The following is a 17,400-nucleotide window of genomic DNA, read 5'->3' on the forward strand; positions in this document are numbered from 1 at the left end:
CTTTTTTGGCCTGGGATGCGTACCTGCGCTGATCGCGTCGCAGATGCAAATCAGGCCTGGGTCGAGCGTGCTGTCGTCGCTTTTTCCTCTTTTCCGTCTTCGCGAAAGCGGTTCAGCAGCCGTTGCGTATTCTCGGTGCAGCGCATTCCTTCGGGTTTGGTTTCGATACCCTCGATGACAACGAGCAGTTGCGCCTTGTTCTGCTCCAGACGCTTTTGCAGGACTTCGATTTCGGACACCTTGCGTTTGAGGCTATCCAGAAGCTCGTCATGCTGCCAGGCATCGGCGCTTACTGGCAGCAAAGTCCGAATCTCCTCCAGCGAGAAGCCGGCGTTCTGGGCGCCGGTGATGATCTCCAGAATCCACACCGCCTCGGGGCCGTAATCACGGTAACCGTTTGCCTTGCGCTCCACCGACTTGATCAGGCCGCTCGACTCATAGAAGCGGATACGTGAAGCCGCCAGACCGCTGAGCTTCGCCAGTTCACCAATTTTCATTTCCCACACTCTCGAAAGGCGTTGGCATTAAAGTTTACTTTAACCCTGCAGTCGAAGCGCGGCCAGGCAAGTGGCCCGTAGAGCGGATACAGAAGTGGTAATCGGGGGTAGAAGACTGCTTGAAGATCGGCCGTAGTTTAAGGGAGTGATGACAGCGTTCAACAGCATGACCAATGTCCGCTCTTGGCCGATACCGGACACTTGGAATCGGAACCTTGTTCTCGATGCGCGATTTCCGGCGGCTACCGGCTCGAATGAACGTATACAGATGTGTACGCCTGCGCAAACCTCCGGTTCCGTATACGGCCCGCCAACCAACACTAGCTGGAGCGGTAGGGAAGGGGGGGGTTGTAATGGGAATGATTCGCGATTAAGGTGCGCGCGGTCGCCGTGCTCATCCATGGCCTTTTCTGCAGTGGTGGTCTGGAGCGAGCCATGTCGCTACATGAAATGGATTCGGTCGTTTCTTTCGATGTGCTGTACGGCACGCATCACGGCTGGCTGCATGGCTGGCTGCGACGTTCGGTCGGCTGTTCGCAGCAAGCAGCGGACCTGGCGCAAGACACCTTTCTGCGTTTGCTGGTACGTGGCCAGCCGATCAGCGACCGCGCGCCGCGCGCGCTACTAGCGCGTATCGCCCGCGGCCTGGTGATCGACCACTGGCGAAGGGATGCGCTGGAACGTGCCTACCTCGAGGCACTGGCGCAGTTGCCCGAGCCCAGCCATCCCTCGCCCGATGTTCGCCATGAGGCGCTGCGGTGTCTGGAGCGCATCGCCCAGCTGCTCGACGGCCTCAAGCCGGCTGTGCGCGAAGCCTTCCTGCTGTATCAGCTCGGCGGCTTGACCCATGCCCAGGTCGCGCTGGAGTTGGGAGTTTCTAGCCGCACCGTCGAGCGCCATGTAGCCAGCGCCCTGTTGCACTGCTATCGCGTTTGTTTCGAACAATGAGCACGGCCGAGCGTCTGCCCGAGCCCATCGTGCGTAAGGCGATCGAGTGGCAGATGCGCCTGCGTGCCAACACCGGGAATGCCGAGCTGCATCGGCAGTTGCAGGACTGGCTGCGCCACGATGCGCACCATCAACTGGCCTGGCAACGCTTGCAGCAGATGGGGGGGGTGTTCCAGGCCAACCAGTTGCCCGATGCCGCGCACACCATTCCCTTGCTGCAGCGCGCCGAGGCCGATCTGAGTCGCCGACGCACGCTGAAATTGCTCGGCCTCGGTCTGGCGGCGGGAAGCGCGACGCTGTTGGCAACCCATACACCCCCGACCTGGAATGCCGATCTCTCCACGGCTACCGGCGAAAGCCGTCTGGTGGACGTGGGCGATGGCGTCGAGGTCCTGCTCAACACGGACAGCGCTCTGGACGTGCACGGACGTGAACTGCTGCTGCGTTCCGGCGAAGTGCTGGTGGATGGCGCTCACTGGCAGGCGCGCTGTCGTTTCGCCAGGTGTGAAGGACAGCAGGCGCGGGTGCTGTTGCGCGAGCGGGATGGCTACAGCGAGGTCCGCGTCGAGCGCGGCGAAGTGCTGGTTTTCGCCGAGTTCGGGCAACGCCGACTGCGGGCCGGTGAAGGGCTGGGCGTGTCGGCGCGCGAGATGACCCCGCTGGGCAAGGGACCGCTCGATCCTTTCGGCTGGGCGCGTGGCCTGCTGGTGGTCAACGATATCCGCCTGGGCGACTTCGTCGCCGAGGCAGGGCGCTACCGGCAGGGCTGGCTGGGGTGCGACAAGACGGTGGCCGAGCTACACCTGTCCGGGGTTTTCCGCCTGGATGAACCCTCCGTGATGCTGCGCAACATCACCCACCTGCTGCCGGTGAAAATCATTGAGCGCACGCGCTGGTGGGTGCGCATCGTGCCGGTGGCATAAAAAGGCTGTCGGACTTTTTCGTCTCATCCGGTTAGGGGGCATATTCCCTTAATGGATACCCTCATGCGCTCTGCCAGATACTTGCCGTTTCAGCTTCAGCCACGCACCTTGTCAGGCGCCATCTGCCTGGCGCTGGCCTTGACCGGTGCCACAGCGAGCCTATCTTTGCAGGCCGCGCCGACGGCTGCCACCGCGGCGGCGCCAAGCATCCCGGCCGGGCCGCTGGAGCAGGCGCTGAATACTTTCGCCGAACAGGCTGGCATCACCTTGTCGTATTCGCCGGACGTGGTACGCGGCCTGAGCAGCCCTGGTCTGGCTGGAGGCGGCTCGCTAGAAGAGGGGCTGGCGACGTTGCTCGGTGGCAGCGGTTTGGCCGCCCACAAGACGCCGTCCGGTTACGTCGTGCTGCCGAGCGAGACCGACGCCAGACTTGAACTCGCCCCCATCAGCATCTACGCCACGGCGGCGCAGAATGCCTTCGCACCGGTCGAAGGCTATTTCGCCAGCAACGCCAGCAGTGCCAGCAAGACGGACAAGCCGATCCTGGAGACCGCGCAGAGCATCAGCGTGGTGACTGCCGAGCAGATCGCCGATCGTAAGGTGAACAGGGTCGAGGACGCCGTCGCCTATGCTGCCGGCGTGCGCGTCGGGGGCTCGGGCCTGGACCCGCGCTTCGACACCATCAACATCCGTGGTTTCGAAACCACGCAGTCCGCCGACTTCCTCGACGGCCTGCGCCAGGCGGGAAGTGGCTGGTTATCGTTACCGTCGCTGGAGGCTTACAGCCTGGAGCGCATCGAAGTGCTCAAGGGGCCGGCTTCCGTGCTCTACGGACAAATCAGCCCCGGCGGCATGGTCAATCGGGTGAGCAAGCGTCCGAGCCTGCTGGCGAAAAACCAGATTGAATTACAGGCCGGCAACTACGACCACAAGCAAGGGCAGTTCGACGTTGGCGGCAAGCTGGATGAAGACGGCGACGTGCTGTTCCGTACCGTCGGCGTCTACCGCGATGCCGAGTACTCCATCGAGCAGATGGACAACAACACGCGCCTGCTGGCGCCTTCATTGAGCTGGCAGATTGACCCCGATACAAGTCTGACGCTGCTGGCCCAGTATCAGGAGCGGCAAACCGCCGGCTCGCCGATGACCTATCAGGACGGCGACCGCCTGACCAACTTCTGGGTGGGTGACGAGCACTTCGACAAGCTCGAACAGCGCAAGTGGACAGTGGGCTATGAGTTCGAGCACACCTTCAACGACACTTTCAGCCTGCAACAAAACCTGCGTTACGGGCAGTTGGACACCACCAACCAGTACCTGAATTTTGCCCTCAGCGGTGATGGCCATACCTTCACTCGCTCGTCCGAGGGCAGCTATGAGGACATGTCGACGCTATCCACGGACACCCGCCTGGTGAGCCGCTTCGCCACCGGAAAACTGCAGCACACCCTAGTCAGCGGCTTCGACTACGCCTGGATCGACACCTCGCTGCTTTACGCCAGCGGCTCGGCGCCCTCCATTGATCGTGACGCGCCGGACTATCACCAACCGATCCCACGTCCGAACGTAATCGCCGTCGACAGGGACGGGCTCGAGTTTCGCAGCGGCGTTTATATGCACGATCAGATCGAACTCGACCGCTGGCGGTTGTCCGCTGGGCTGCGTCGTGATTGGGTACATGTGCGTTCCAATGGCTATGTGTTTGGCGACGACGTCAACGTCGGGACCCGCGATTCGGCCACCACCGGCTCGGTCGGGGCGCTTTATCTGTTCGACAACGGCTTGGCGCCCTATGCGAGCTACGCGACGTCGTTTCTGCCGCAGAGCGCCACTGACCCTTTGGGCAACCCTTACGAACCGACCGAGGGCGAACAGTACGAGGTAGGTCTTAAATATCAGCCGCCGGGCAGCAGCACCATGCTTACGGCCTCGCTCTATCACCTGACGCAAACCCATGTGCTTACCCAGGATTTGTCCAGGCCAGGCTTCAGCCTGGAGACGGGTGAACAGCAATCGCGTGGCCTGGAACTGGAAGCCGTTTCCGACCTGACCGATCGCTTGAGCATGACGGCAAGCTATAGCTTCAACGATCCCGAGGTCACCAAAAGCAACGACGGTAATGAAGGCAAGGAACCGATGAATGTACCGCGTCACCTGGCATCGCTGTGGGTGGACTACCGTCTGCCGTTCGGGCTGGGTCTGGCTGCTGGCGCGCGATACACCGGTACCAACTACGGCGATACCGCTAATACCGTGAAGAATGAGGACTACACCCTCATCGATGCGGGCGTGCACTACGACTTCCGTGGCGATATGGACGGCATACGTCTGGCCCTCAATGCCCGAAACTTGACCGACAAACGCTACATCAACTGCCAGAGCGGCTTCTGCTACCGCGGCGAAGCGCGCAGCGTCATCACCAGCCTGAGCTACAGCTGGTGATCGGCATGAACTGGCTGCGAACGGCAGCGACGCTACTTGGCGCCCTGTGGCTGGGCGCCGCCCAGGCCGAACCGGTAACCCTGGACGGTACCGAGCAATGGATGATGAAGAGTACCGAAGGACGCGACTACCGCATCATGATCAGCCTGCCGGAAGGCGATGTGCCTTATACCGGCGGCTATCCGGTGATCTATGTCGTCGATGGCAATGCCTTGTTTCCGGCCTTCCACGCCGCCAAGCGGGCGCAGGACCGCTTCAAGAAGTCGATCGTGGTCGCCATCGGCTACCCGAGCGACACGCCATACGACTTCAACCGCCGCGCCTTCGACCTTTCGCCACCGCAAACCGCCGAGCGCAACGACCCGCCACAGGGCGGGCAAGACCTGTTCCTCGATTTCATCGAGAAGCGCCTGATGCCCAGGGTCAACGAGCGTTTCAAGGTCGACCAGGACCAACGCAGCCTGGTCGGCTGGTCCTTCGGCGGCATGTTCGGCGTCTACACGCTGTTCACCCGACCGGCGCTATTCCAGCACGTGGTCGCGATCAGCCCGAGCCTGTGGTGGCGTGACCGCTACCTGCTGGAACATGAGCGAACTTTCACCGAACGGGCCCATGCCGGGAAATTGAATCTGACCCACAGCAGTCTGACGATGCTGGTCGGTGATCGCGAAATGCCCCAGGAAATCCAGGATGTGCGCGCCCTGCAAATACGCCTGGAAAACCTCTCGCAGTACGGCCTGCGCAGCGATTTCCAAGTTGAAGCGGGTGAGGATCACATGTCGATACCGTTCCGGGTTCCCGGGCGAGTGCTGAACGAGTTGCTCAGTACCCGGCGTTTCTGACTTCAGACAAGCTCCGGTCCTGCAAGCGGAAGCAGCCAGGGAGGATAGCTAGGAGGACGCGTCCACGGCTCCTTGCTCGAACGGGTGAGCACTGGAGCGGCGGCTGAGTTTGCGTACCCACCGCACAATGTCGTCCACGTAGGTGAATAACACCGGGATGACGAGCAAACTCAGCACGGTAGAGGTAATCAACCCGCCGATCACGACAATGGCCATCGGTGCGCGAAAACTTGGATCGGCGCCCAGGCCGAGAGCAACCGGCAACATCCCCGCGCCCATGGCGATCGTCGTCATGATGATGGGACGGGCGCGCTTGCTGCAGGCGTCGATGATCGCATCCCACCGCGACAGGCCATAGTCGCGGCGCGCGAGGATGATGTAATCGATCAGCAGAATCGAATTTTTGGTGGCGATGCCCATCAGCATGATCAGCCCAATCATCGATGGCATCGACATCGCGGTTCCCGTGACGAACAGGGCCACGAACGCGCCGGGAATTGACAGCATGGGTGCGGCCAGAATGGTCAGCGGCTGCATGAAATCCTTCAGCAGCAGGACCAGCACCATGTAGATACACACCACGCCCGTCAGCATTGCCAACCCGAAACCCATGGCAAGCTCACCCATCGCCTCGGCATCTCCGCTCGATGTCTGTACCACGCCTGCTGGCAGGCTTTGCAGACTGGGCAGCGCCAGCACCGCCTGTTCGATGTCACCCAGCGCTTCACCGTTCAGCTCGATCTCGAAATTGATGTTGCGCATGCGGTCGTAGCGCGTAATTTCTGAAGGGCCGCTGCCGATTTCCAGCGTTGCAACGTTCTCCAGCGGCACCGGGCCGCGCGCGCCGGGGACCGGGAGGCGCTTGAGCATGTCGAAGTCTCCGCGGGCGGCGTCGGTAAGCCGTACGACGACGGGCACCTGCCGCTCGCTGAAGCTCAGCTTGGCCAGTTCCTGATCGTAATCGCCCAGCGTGGCGACGCGCAGGGTGTCGGCGATCGCTGCCGAAGTGACGCCAAGATCGGCCGCGCGGGCGAAATCAGGCCGCACGATCAGCTCGGGGCGAACCAGGCTGGCGGTCGATGTGACGGCGCCCACGCCAGGGATAGTACGCAGCTCGCGCTCCACCTGCTGCGCGTGACGGGTCAGTATTCGACCATCCTCGCCTGCCAGCACCAGCACATAATTTTCCGATCCGCCCATGCCAACGCTGATGCGCACGCCGGGCAATACGGCAAGTGCGTCGCGCAGATGGCTTTCGATGTGCTGCTTGGTCAGCCCCGGGCGGTCATTGCGGTGCGTCATATTTAGTGTCAGCACCGCCTTGCGCACATCCGTGGCGGAGCTTCCGGGCGGTTCGACTGGATCGCCACTGGCCGTGCTTCCGCCGATGCTGGTGTACACCATCTTCACGTGTTGATGTTGCTCAACAAGCCTGCGCGCTCGCTCGGCGAGTACGAGGGTGTCGTCAAGTGTGCTGCCGGGAGCGAGCGTAAGCGTGACCTGGGTCTGCCAATTGTCATCGGGCGGGATGAAGGTACCGGGCAACGACGCCGCGAGTAGCAACCCGCCCACGAAAAATGCCGCCGCAGCCGCGACCGTCAGGATGCGATGGCGTAGGCCCCGTCGCGCCCAGGTCAGATACAGGTTCATCCAGCCAGGCGTTTTTTCCGCGTGCTGCTTCGGCGCTCGCAACAGGTAGGCCGCCATCATCGGCGTGAGCATGCGCGCGACGAGTAGCGAAAAGAACACTGCGATAGCTGCCGTCCAACCGAACTGGACGAAGAATTTGCCGACGGTACCGCTCATGAACGCGGTGGGCAGGAACACCGCGATAAGCGTGAAAGTGGTCGCGACAACCGCCAACCCAATCTCGTCAGCCGCCTCCATCGCCGCCTGGTAGGGCGTCTTGCCCATGCGCATATGGCGCGCGATGTTTTCGATCTCGACAATGGCGTCGTCCACCAGAATGCCGATTACCAGCGACAAGGACAGCAGCGTCACGGTGTTGAGCGTGAAGCCCATCCAGTACATCACCGCGAAGGTCGGGATCGCCGACAGCGGCAGTGCCACGGCGACAACAAAGGTCGCCCGCCAGTCGCGCAGAAAGAGAAACACGACCAGTACGGCAAGAGCTGCCCCTTCATAGAGCAGGTGCATAGAGCCGTCGTAATTCTCCACCACCAGATCAACAGTGTTGAACGCTTCGGTGACGCTGATTTCCGGATGCTTGGCCTTAAGCTCATCGAGCGCCGCGCGCACACCTTCACCGACATCCACTTCACCGGCCCCGCGCGCACGTACGACCTCGAAACCAACCACCGGCTCGCCATTCAAGAATGCGGCCGAGCGTGGCTCCGCTGCCGTGTCGGAGACCGTGGCGACTTGATCGAGCCTGACGCGCCGACCATCGCCAAGCGTGATTTCAAGCGTCGCGATCTCGTCGGCCGACTGTACGGTGGCGATGGTGCGCACCGTCTGTTCGCCACTGCCAATGTAGGCACGACCGCCGGAAGCTTCCTGTTGCACCTGACGCAGTTGGCGCGAGATATCCAGCGCAGTGGTATTCAGGGCGAGCAGTTGCGCCGGGTCCAACGCGATACGCACTTCGCGGGTGACGCCGCCGACCCGGGTGACCGTGCCAACACCGGGAACCGCGAGTAACGCCTTGCTGATGTCGTTATCAACGAACCAGGACAAGGCTTCATCATCCAGGCGCGCCGAGGCGACCGTGTACGTCAGGATCGGCGAGCCGGCGACTTCGAGCTTTTTTATCACTGGGTCGCGCAGGTCGGCAGGCAGGTCGGCACGTACGCGTGCAACCGCATCACGTACGTCATCAAGCGCTTCCTGGGTCGACTTTTCGAGGCGGAACTCGACTGCGATATCCGCGGTGCCGTCAGTCAAGGTGCTCTGGATGTGTTTGACGCCTTGCACCGTAGCGAGCGAGTCCTCGATCTTGCGGACGACATCGTTTTCCAATTGCCCAGGCGAGGCACCCGGCAACTCGGCCGTCACGGTTATTACCGGCAGATCAATGTCGGGAAATTCCTGGATTTTCATCATCCCGAAACCCATCAGGCCGGCGAACGTCAGGAGGATGAACAGCAGGATGGCCGGGACCGGATTGCGGATCGACCAGGACGAGACGTTGAGGCTCATTGCAGGCTCCCGCTCAATTGGTGGCTGGCGGGTGTGGCGTCGTACGTCACCTGGTCATCGCCAAAAGCGGGAGGGTCTTCAACGACGCGAACGAAATCGCCGTCGCCAAGGAAGCCGCCACCCGTCAGAACCACCTCGGCTGCGGCATCGATGCCGTCGGTTATCTCAATGCGCTGCGCTACTCGCCGCCCTACTGCCACCTTGGTTTGTACAACTGTGGAATCCGCCCCGACGCGCAGTACGTAGCTGAAGCCGTCGCGCAGCAGGACCGCACTTTGCGGCAGGGTCATCGCACGAGCGGTGCCGACCTCGAATTCGCCACGGGCGAACATCCCTGCGCGCGCCGGACTGTCCGTGGGCAAGTCGACATAGACCAAGCCGTTGCGGGTTTGCGTATCGACCATCGGGGCGATCATCCGCAGCTGGCCTTCCACCACCTGATCATTGACCAACCGCACCTGAGCCGTCTGGCCGGGTTGCAATCGCGCAAGGTCCGATGCTGCGACCTCGGCGCGCCATTCGAGCCGACGGCCGCGAATCAGGCGGAACAGCTCCTGCCCGGCCGGAAGAACGGCACCCAACGTGGCGCTTCGTGCCGAAATCACACCATCATCCGGCGCCAGTACACGGGTCTGGGCCAGGCGAAGACGCTGCGTTTGTTCGGTCGCTTTAGCAGCCTCAAGGCGGGCCTGCGCGGTGCGTTCTGCTATTACGTACTGATTGATTTGCTGCGCCGATAATGCGCCGGTGGTTTGCAGTTGCCGCGCGCGCTGCGCGTTGGCGTCGGCTTCGGCGAGCGCTGCCTCCGCCTCTGCGGTAGCCGCGCGGCTTTGTGCCAGCGCGGCAGTCACAGTGTCGGACGCAAAGGTGGCGAGCACCTGATTACGCCGCACCACGTCGCCGACATTGACCCTGACCTCGGCGAGACGCAGGCCATCCGCCTCGGTACCGATGCTGGCTTCCTGCCAGGGCATTATGTTGCCGTTCGCCTGTATCCGAATGGGCAGCGTGGTGGGCTGGAGTGTGGTGACGGCGACCGTGAGCGCGGGTTTCGTCGTAGCGACAGGCTCGGCGTTGAGCGGCGCCCGGTCAGGAGTCCACAAAGCCAGGGCTGTGATCACAATGGTAAACGCGGCGACCATCGTCGTGACAATGAAAGCAGTTTGGCGGGTAGTTCGTTTCATGGTGGTCGTATTCCTGGGCAGTGGCGCCGGATGTGCGAATGGCTTTATTGAGGCGTCACACGCCGCCGATTTCCTCCAACCCCGCAGCGGACCAGCCACCGCCGACAGCGCGGTACAGCGTGATCCAGCTGGCTACACGTTCGCGTTGCAATTCGATCAAGGTGACCTGAGCGGCGACCCTGCTGCGGCGCGCATCTTCGAGCTCGAACAAGCTGGCATTGCCAACTTGGTAACGGGATTCAACGGCGCGGTACGAGCGTTCGAAACCGTCGACTGCGCGCCGTGCATCGTCGCTGCGTGTCGCCGTGCTCTGCAGGGAGACGAGTGCCGTCTCCACTTCACGAATGGCATCGCGCAAACGGTCGGCATAAACAACCGTTGCGACCTCATAGCGCACCTGCGCTGCCTTGGCGTTCGCCCGGCGAGTACCGGCGTCGAACAGCGGCAGCGCCACCGCAACCGGGCCAACGCTCCAAACAGTGCCGTTGCTGCTGACGCCACTCTCGTCGGCGGCACGCGTACTGCCGATGTTTCCGCTCAAGGTAACGAGCGGCCAGCGCAGCGCCTGCGCCTGCACCGACTCGGCGCTCGCGACGACCACATCACGAGCGGCCGCATAAATATCGGGGCGCTGAACGAGCACCTGCGCCGGCACGCTCGCAACACGAAATTCGGCAGGCCGTGGCAACCGCGCATTCGCATCGTCAAGTTGGGCGCGCAGCTCCAGCTCGTCTCGTGCGGTCAGGGCGACCAGCGACTTGATCAGGTATTCACACTGCGCGCGCTGCTCGGCCAATGTCACTCGCCCTTGCGCTGCACTGGCGCGAGCAAGTTCCGCCTCGGCGGGCGCCTGAAAGCCGCTGTTCGCCATCAGATCGGTCAATCGCGCCGTTTCACTGCGTGACCGGGCGTCGAATTCGGCTTGTACGATCTGCGCCTCGCAGGCCCGTAGCTCGACGTAAGTCGTCGCGATCTCGGCTGCAATCGAAACGCGCGCGTCATGCCATCCGCCCAAGTCCGCTTCGAGCTGTGCCTGCGCGGCGCTGGCGCCCGCACGATTGGCGCCGAACAGGTCCAGCTCCCAGCTAGCCTGCAGGCTAGCCGATGACAGCGAGGCAACCGGGGCACCAACCTCGGATCGGCCCCGGCTGGCATTGAAGACGGTATCCAGCGAGGGCAGCAAAGCTGCCATACCGCCAACGCGTGCCGCGTGTGCATCGGCAATACGCGCGAATGCCTGAGCAAGCGTCGCGCTGGCGTGCTGCCCGTCGTCGATCAGGTCCAGCATCAGCGGGTCATCGAATTGCGCCCACCAGCGTGTCAGCTCATCGAGTGTGCCGTCATGAGGGAGTGGTGCATGCCACCGTGCAGCGACGGGCGCATCGACGCTGCCTGGCGCTGGTGCCGGCGCGATAGAGGCGCAGCCGGCGAGCACAGCAGCTGCCAGCATGACCCATGGCAGGCTCAATGATGAATTCAAAACGACGCTCTCCCTTTCTTCCGTGAGCAAAGCTGCACGTGATCACGCGACGGAACGGGCCGTCGGTTTTTCGGGAGTCACTATCGGTGGGCAAACCTTTCCAGATCCTTACCGGCCGGCGAAACAAATAATGATCAGCCAGTAAGTGTTCGGTAAGACGAAGCTCCTAAGTATTGGGGCGTCTTCATCCCTGCTCTGGAGAGCCCAATGCATCGTTTCCGCTTAACTGCTCCGAACATATCCAGTGCGCTCGCACGCACCATGGCGGTTTCAATCCTTGTCGTTGGCTTGGGTTCGTCGTTGACGGCCCGCGCGGCCGAACTGGATCCTGACGAAGAATCTTCGTCCTGGGGACTGGGTCTTGGCATAGCGAGTAGCCAGCAGCCCTACACCGATATCGACCGCGATAACGAGGTAATTCCGCTGATCTATTTTGAGAATGACTACGTGCAGATATTCGGCCCCAACGCTGAGATCAAGCTGCCCAGCCTGCATATAAGCGATTCTCAGCAATTCAACTTCAACGTTGTGGCCGAGTACGACTTCAGCGGCTATGAAGAAGGCGATGCGCGGATTCTCGATGGCATGGATGATCGCGACGGCGGCTTCTGGGCCGGAGCGAACGTGGGGTGGCAGAACGAGCTGGTCAACGTCAACGCCGAGTGGCTCGCTGATGTATCGGGCGACAGCGACGGGCAGCGCTTTACCCTGGGCCTGGAAAGAAGCTGGGAGTTCGGAGACCACATGATGCTCGCGCCGCGGCTGGCCGCCATCTGGCAGGACAAGGAATATGTCGACTACTATTTCGGCGTTCGCAGCGACGAAGTCCGTTTCGACCGCGCAGCCTATGAAGGGAAATCCACCATCAACACTGAATTTGGCGTGCGCGGAACCTACATGTTCGATAAACAGCAATCCGTATTTCTTGACGTGGAAGCAGTCCGTTTTGGTAGCGAGATCGAGGACAGCCCGCTGGTAGATACCTCCAGCGAAAACAGCGTGCGCTTCGGTTACCTGTACCGCTTCTGATGAGCCGCATTCTCCTGATCGAGGATCACGAACGGCTGGCGCAGCTGGTCTGCAAGGGCCTGGCAGGCGCCGGCATTGCCGTCGATGTGGTCAGCCGCGTCGATGCCGCGTGGGCAGCCATTCAGCAGCTTTCCTACCAGGCGATGATTCTCGACCGCGGGTTGCCCGATGGAGACGGGCTCATCCTGCTGCAGAAATTGCGCAAGGCGAACCTCGGCTTGCCTTGCCTGGTTTTGACGGCACGCGATGCGTTACATGATCGCGTTGAAGGCCTGGACGCCGGCGCAGACGATTACCTTCCGAAGCCATTCGCCATTGATGAAATGGTGGCGCGCGTGAGGGCGTTGCTTCGTCGCCCCGTGGTGCTCAGCGCGCTCAATCCCAGTCACGGCGATCTGACGTTGCGTCCCGACACCGGGGTTCTTTGGCGAGGGGAAAGAAGCGTCGCCTTATCGCCAGCGGAGATGCAGATCATGCTGTTGCTTCTGCACAATCAGGAGGATGTCGCGCGACGCAGCGCGCTGGAAGCCGCAGCCTGGGGGCTGAGCGAGGCGGTCACGCCGAATGCCCTGGACGTCGCTCTGCATCGTATTCGCCGCAAGCTGATAGCCATTGGTTCGCGCTACAAAATAATCAACGTCAGGGGGCATGGTTATGCGCTTCGCGAGCACGATGGGGCTCAATAGCCTCGCGGCTAAGGTGCTGCTTGCGTACATTGCGGGCGCGGCGCTAACCACCACCCTGGCAGTGCTGGTTGCCCTCGCGATCACGACGTCGGAAGGCGCTCTACTCTCGGGGGCAGAGGTGGCCGATACCACGAAAGGGATGGCCGATGATCTGCTGTTCGACAGCGATGGCATTCCCGTCGGGCTCGACATAAACGACTTCGACGTCGAATGGGTGTTCGACAGCCTGAAGCAGGAAACGGCCTACCGCGTGCTGGACACATCGGGAAAGGTCGTTCTGACCTCTGCCGCCAGTGAGGTCATCTGGCCTGAAAGCGCTGCAGCCGGCCTGCCGCAGTCTGGCAGCTTCACGTTCACCCAGAGGGGCGTGACGATGCATGGTGCCACCGAGGCAGTCGAGCACGATGGGCGAACCTGGTACTTGCAGTTCACTGCCAGTACGCGTTTTTTTCACTTGGTCTACCGGGCGTTCGCGCTGCCATTTACTGGCCTGGGCATCATCCTGTTCAGCCTGGTTCTGCTCTTCATCTTCGGCGCGTGCGTCTACGTGACCCTGAGATATGCCTTCAAGCCGCTGCGAGACATATCGAATGCCGCTGCTGAAATTTCCCCTCGCTCGCTTCACGCTCGCCTGACGACCGATGCGGTTCCAAATGAGATTGCACCGCTGGTGGACAGCTTCAACAAGGTGCTTGAGCGGCTGGAGCATGGCTACCGCGTTCAGCAGGAGTTTCTCGCAACAGCGGCCCATGAGTTGAAGACGCCACTAGCGTTGATCCGCGCTCAGATCGAACTGATGGATCATGGCAATGAGCGCATATCCCTGCTCAACGATGTGGGGCATATGACGCGTCAGGTACACCAATTGCTGCACTTGGCCGAAGCGAGCGAGATACAGAGTTACCGTTTTGAGACCGTGAACGTTCGCGAGGTAGCGAGGGAAGCGGTGAGTTATCTGCAGCGTATGGCAGACACGGCAGAGGTAAGACTGGTGATAGCCGGCGATAGCGAGCCACGGTGGTTGGCTGATCGCGGTGCCCTCTTCACGTTGCTGAAGAACCTGCTGGAAAACGCGATCCAGCATGCACCTCGCGGTAGCGACGTTCATATCGAGGTCGGAAGCAGTACCCTAACGCTACGCGATTGGGGCCCGGGGGTGGTTGAGGAACAGCTGACGCAGCTGTTCGTACGCTTCTGGCGTGGCGCGCACAGAAGAGACCATGGCGCAGGACTTGGCCTGGCCATCTGCCAGGAAATTGCAACGGCCCACAGCTGGACGCTGGCTGCCCAACAGGCGGAACCAGGCCTGCTATTCCGCCTTTCTCGGATGCGCAAGGAGCCTGATTCCTTCAAAGCACCACTTGAGCCATGAGCCACACTATTTGGAAGAAGCGTGAATATTGAATAGCCCCGTTTCCATTCGATATCGGTGGCCAGTGCGTTCGGCCAAGCGACAACCTCGTTCAGACCGAACGCACTCCTTATAAAAAGGCTTTCGTGAGCTCAACCAGGCGTCTGCAGCAATCTTCGACGCCCTCGTCTGGCACGTTGGTTACGCCCAGCAGCAAACCGCTTTGGGCCTGCGCGGCGTCGGCGTACCAGGTAGATAACGGTAACGGCGCCAGTCCGAATGCCAATGCCTGCTGGCTGATGGCGATGTCATCGGTGCCGTGGGGCAAGTGAAGCAGCAAGGCCAGCCCGGCCATCGCCTCGGTCGTGGCTGGAACGGCCAAGGCACGCTGTAAAGCAGCCAATCGGGCAGTATAGGTGCGCTTCATTCTTCGCAGATGGCGCAGGTAGTGACCCTTGCGCATGAACTCCGCGAGCGCCCATTGGCTGGCGATCGACGCAGCGGGTGCCAGCGCAGCCGCGGTATCTGCGACCCGATTTGCCAGGGAGGTCGGCGACACGACAAAGCCCAGACGCAGGCCCGGGTTGATGGTCTTGCTGAAGGTGCCGATGTGAATGACCCGGCCTGAACGATCCTGGGAGGCAAGCGCTGGGGCGGCCCGACCGGCAAGCTGAAGCTCACTCAGGTAGTCATCTTCGATAATCCAGCTCCCGTTCTCGTCCGCCCACTCCAACAACCGAAGACGTCGTGACAGCGAAAGGGTCATGCCAAGTGGCGCCTGCTGGCCCGCCGTCACCACCGCCAACGCCGCATTTGGCGCACGTTCAATTCCTTCTTCGACGTTCAAGCCTTGTGCATCCACGCTGACCGGAACCGTTTCGATCCCTGCCATGGAAAGTGCCGTTCGCGTCATTGGATAGCCTGGGTCCTCCATCCACGCCGTCTGCCCTCGCAAACCGAGCGCATGCAGGATCAGCCCAAGGCCACCAGAGTAGCCCGAGGTGATAACGATTTGCTCTGGCGCACAGATGACGCCTCGCGCCACAGAAAGATAGGCGGCGATCTCGGCCCGCAAGCCCGGCTCCCCGCGAGGGTCCGGATAGCTGACCGGTGCCATTGCCACCTGACGAGCCGCGCCTGCGGTAATGCGTGACCACACCTTGTAGGGGAAAACGTCCTGCGCGGGTATTCCGGCCTGGAAAACCATGGGCGCGTTGCTGAACGGATGCTGATAGAAGTCCGGCAATGGTGCGCGCAGACTGCTGGCGTCAGCCGGCCGGACCGCAGGCAACGGCTGCGCGACGAAGGTACCCGCAGCGCCGCGGGAGACGATCAATTGTTCGTCGATCAATCGCTCATAAGCCGCCCGCACTGTGCCACGCGCAACGCCCAGCTGAACGCTGAGGTCCCGCCAGGACGGCAAGCGAGCGCCAGCGTACAGATGCCCCTCGCCGATCGATCTGCCAATGGCTCCGACGATCTGCTCAACCAGAGAAAGCCCCGCCTCGCGGTTGAGTTCTATACGCAAGTCTTTCATGCAGACTTCACCTGCTGGCATTGACGAAAAACAAAGTCGGTCTGGCGACCCTTGTGGTTGAAAACTAAATCAGGCGCATCGATGGTACAGTCCAATTTGTCGTTCATGGTCCTTTTTCTTGAACCTTTAGCCAATATGATGAAGCGCTCGAATGACCCATCTCACACCCGTGCCGGGTGTAAAGGAGCTCCCTTTTGCAATCACCGTCGCTCATCTCATTCATCAAGCAATTCGCAGCCCTGCTTGTGCTCGGGAGCGTACTCCACGTGGCTCACGCCGATGACAGTCTGGACGACGAGGGTGAGCGGCGAGCACGCAATGCCGGCGCCTCGCTGATCGGCCAGCCTGGACCGGTTGCCGTGCTGGAAACCATCGATGGAGAAAAGATCGACCTGGCTGAGCTGTACGGCAAGACGCCGGTTTACCTGAAATTCTGGGCCACCTGGTGCGTGCCGTGCCGCCAGCAGATGCCCGGTTTCGAGCAGCTGCAACAGACAATGGGCGACAAGGTGCAAGTCATCGCCGTAAACACTGGCTTCAGCGATGACATTGATTCGGTGCGCGCCTACCGCAAGGAGCATCAGCTGACCATGCCGATCGTGATCGATGACGGCAGCCTTGCGGCGGACCTCAACCTGCGGGTCACACCCCAGCATGTGGTGATCGGCCGAGATGGACTGATATCCCATATCGGTCACCTTGATGACCAGGCTTTGCATGCCGCGCTGGAAAGTGCCGTATCAGAGCAAACAGCCTTCGCCAGTCGCTCGGAGACCAGCGCGGCGGCCGAAACGCCGCAGTTCGCCGTGGGCGACACCGTAACCGACCTGAACATCGAGACTCTGGACGGCAATCAGGTGAAGCTGGGCAATGGCGACAACAACAAGCCGCGCGCGCTCGTGTTCTTCGCGCCCTGGTGCGAATCCTATCTTGAAGAAAGCCGGCCAGAGACGTCCCAGGCATGCCTGCGCGTACGTAAGGAAGTAGACAGCCTGATGGGCCAAAGCGAGATGGAGTGGCTGGGCGTTTCTTCAGGCCTGTGGGTCTCGGCCAGCGATTTGCAGGACTACAAAAAAAGCACGCCTACCGCCTTGCCGCTAGCGCTCGACGAACAGGACGAACTCTTTCGCGCCTTTGCCATTCGTGACATTCCGACAGTGGTCCTATTGGATGCGCAAGGCCGTGTCGCCAATATCCTCAAACCGCAGGACACCAATCTTGTAGAGGCAGTCAAGGCGCTGCGCTGAGCCGTTTCGCCCTGCGGTCACGGGAGGCGGCGCCATGATGCCTCCTCCCTTTTACTCACACACCGTCCTCTGGAA

General features: G+C 61.5%; 13 protein-coding genes. 8 read left to right on the plus strand and 5 right to left on the minus strand.

The genetic code is table 11. The annotated features are described in order from the left end of the window. Window positions 1-50 precede the first annotated feature (50 nt). Window positions 51-497, minus strand: coding sequence for a MerR family transcriptional regulator (locus D7241_RS05250; RefSeq protein WP_255981672.1), 447 nt, complete (start codon window positions 495-497; stop codon window positions 51-53). A 450-nt stretch (window positions 498-947) separates the two neighbouring features. Between D7241_RS05250 and D7241_RS05255 the strand changes: the two genes are divergently transcribed. From D7241_RS05255 to D7241_RS05270, 4 genes are all read left to right on the plus strand, one after another. After that, window positions 948-1,445: a sigma-70 family RNA polymerase sigma factor gene (locus D7241_RS05255; protein WP_408101191.1), complete on the plus strand. Its 498-nt coding sequence runs from the start codon at window positions 948-950 to the stop codon at window positions 1,443-1,445. After that, complete coding sequence (locus D7241_RS05260) at window positions 1,442-2,368, plus strand: DUF4880 domain-containing protein (protein ID WP_408100588.1); 927 nt, start codon at window positions 1,442-1,444, stop codon at window positions 2,366-2,368. Before D7241_RS05255 ends, D7241_RS05260 begins: the two co-directional genes overlap by 4 nt. Before the next feature lie 63 nt (window positions 2,369-2,431). Next, entirely contained in the window at window positions 2,432-4,810 is a 2,379-nt protein-coding gene (locus D7241_RS05265; protein ID WP_408100589.1) for a TonB-dependent siderophore receptor, read from the plus strand. Between the two features lie 5 nt (window positions 4,811-4,815). After that, window positions 4,816-5,652 (plus strand): alpha/beta hydrolase, encoded by an 837-nt coding sequence (locus tag D7241_RS05270; RefSeq protein WP_408100590.1) that lies wholly within the window; start codon window positions 4,816-4,818, stop codon window positions 5,650-5,652. A 48-nt stretch (window positions 5,653-5,700) separates the two neighbouring features. Here D7241_RS05270 and D7241_RS05275 read toward each other — a convergent pair whose 3' ends face one another. The 3 genes from D7241_RS05275 to D7241_RS05285 are packed head-to-tail and all read right to left on the minus strand — an operon-like array spanning window position 5,701 to window position 11,475. Next, the gene (locus D7241_RS05275; protein ID WP_408100591.1) at window positions 5,701-8,811 is read right to left on the minus strand and encodes an efflux RND transporter permease subunit; all 3,111 of its coding nucleotides are present in this window, start codon (window positions 8,809-8,811) and stop codon (window positions 5,701-5,703) included. Further along, a complete protein-coding gene (locus D7241_RS05280) occupies window positions 8,808-9,995 on the minus strand; it encodes an efflux RND transporter periplasmic adaptor subunit (protein ID WP_408100592.1) in 1,188 nt (395 codons plus the stop codon). Before D7241_RS05280 ends, D7241_RS05275 begins: the two co-directional genes overlap by 4 nt. A gap of 55 nt (window positions 9,996-10,050) precedes the next feature. Continuing rightward, entirely contained in the window at window positions 10,051-11,475 is a 1,425-nt protein-coding gene (locus D7241_RS05285) for an efflux transporter outer membrane subunit (protein ID WP_408100593.1), read from the minus strand. Window positions 11,476-11,682: 207 nt separating this feature from the next. On the opposite strand from D7241_RS05285, the gene D7241_RS05290 reads away from it, so the two are divergent. Genes D7241_RS05290 through D7241_RS05300 form a run of 3 tightly spaced genes read left to right on the plus strand, consistent with a single transcriptional unit; the run spans window position 11,683 to window position 14,562 of the window. Further along, window positions 11,683-12,504, plus strand: coding sequence for a MipA/OmpV family protein (locus D7241_RS05290; RefSeq protein WP_408100594.1), 822 nt, complete (start codon window positions 11,683-11,685; stop codon window positions 12,502-12,504). Beyond that, a complete protein-coding gene (locus D7241_RS05295) occupies window positions 12,504-13,190 on the plus strand; it encodes a response regulator transcription factor (RefSeq protein ID WP_408100595.1) in 687 nt (228 codons plus the stop codon). The genes D7241_RS05290 and D7241_RS05295 overlap by 1 nt, the downstream gene beginning before the upstream one ends. After that, window positions 13,159-14,562 (plus strand): sensor histidine kinase, encoded by a 1,404-nt coding sequence (locus tag D7241_RS05300; RefSeq protein WP_408100596.1) that lies wholly within the window; start codon window positions 13,159-13,161, stop codon window positions 14,560-14,562. Before D7241_RS05295 ends, D7241_RS05300 begins: the two co-directional genes overlap by 32 nt. A gap of 109 nt (window positions 14,563-14,671) precedes the next feature. Here D7241_RS05300 and D7241_RS05305 read toward each other — a convergent pair whose 3' ends face one another. Next, a complete protein-coding gene (locus D7241_RS05305) occupies window positions 14,672-16,078 on the minus strand; it encodes a PLP-dependent aminotransferase family protein (protein ID WP_408100597.1) in 1,407 nt (468 codons plus the stop codon). Between the two features lie 266 nt (window positions 16,079-16,344). Here D7241_RS05305 and D7241_RS05310 point away from each other — a divergent pair, with 266 nt between their 5' ends. Beyond that, window positions 16,345-17,325 carry a TlpA family protein disulfide reductase gene (locus tag D7241_RS05310; RefSeq protein ID WP_408100598.1) on the plus strand — a complete coding sequence of 327 codons (981 nt, stop codon included), beginning with the start codon at window positions 16,345-16,347 and terminating at the stop codon, window positions 17,323-17,325. Window positions 17,326-17,400: the final 75 nt, after the last annotated feature.

This window comes from Stutzerimonas sp. VN223-3 (genome assembly GCF_045999685.1).
Lineage (GTDB): Bacteria > Pseudomonadota > Gammaproteobacteria > Pseudomonadales > Pseudomonadaceae > Stutzerimonas > Stutzerimonas stutzeri_AR.